The 588-nt window shown below is 50.2% G+C and carries 1 rRNA gene; it reads right to left on the bottom strand.

Annotated elements, in window-relative coordinates:
- A 23S ribosomal RNA gene (locus IFT80_RS21525) occupies positions 1 to 531 on the bottom strand; the annotation flags it as partial.
- Between the last annotated feature and the right edge of the window lie 57 nt (positions 532 to 588).

The raw sequence follows: 588 nt of genomic DNA, 5'->3' as shown, positions 1-588 counted from the left end.
GCTCCCACTGCTTGTACGCATACGGTTTCAGGATCTATTTCACTCCCCTCTCCGGGGTTCTTTTCGCCTTTCCCTCACGGTACTAGTTCACTATCGGTCAGTCAGTAGTATTTAGCCTTGGAGGATGGTCCCCCCATATTCAGACAAGGTTTCTCGTGCCCCGTCCTACTCGATTTCATTGACAAGAGATTTTCGCGTACAGGGCTATCACCCACTATGGCCGCACTTTCCAGAGCGTTCCGCTAATCTCAAATCAACTTAAGGGCTGGTCCCCGTTCGCTCGCCACTACTAAGGGAATCTCGGTTGATTTCTTTTCCTCAGGGTACTTAGATGTTTCAGTTCCCCTGGTTCGCCTCTCATGCCTATGTATTCAGCATGAGATAACTGTCTTATGACAGCTGGGTTCCCCCATTCAGACATCTCCGGATCACAGTCTGTTTGCCGACTCCCCGAAGCTTTTCGCAGGCTACCACGTCTTTCATCGCCTCTGACTGCCAAGGCATCCACCGTATGCGCTTCTTCACTTGACCATATAACCCCAAGCAATCTGGTTATACTGTGAAGACGACATTCGCCGAAAATTCGCA

This window comes from Pseudomonas sp. CFBP 8771, assembly GCF_014841695.1.
In the GTDB taxonomy this organism is placed as follows: domain Bacteria; phylum Pseudomonadota; class Gammaproteobacteria; order Pseudomonadales; family Pseudomonadaceae; genus Aquipseudomonas; species Aquipseudomonas baltica.
Note: the sequence above shows the minus strand (reverse complement) of the source record. Positions and strands in the feature narration are given on the sequence as shown.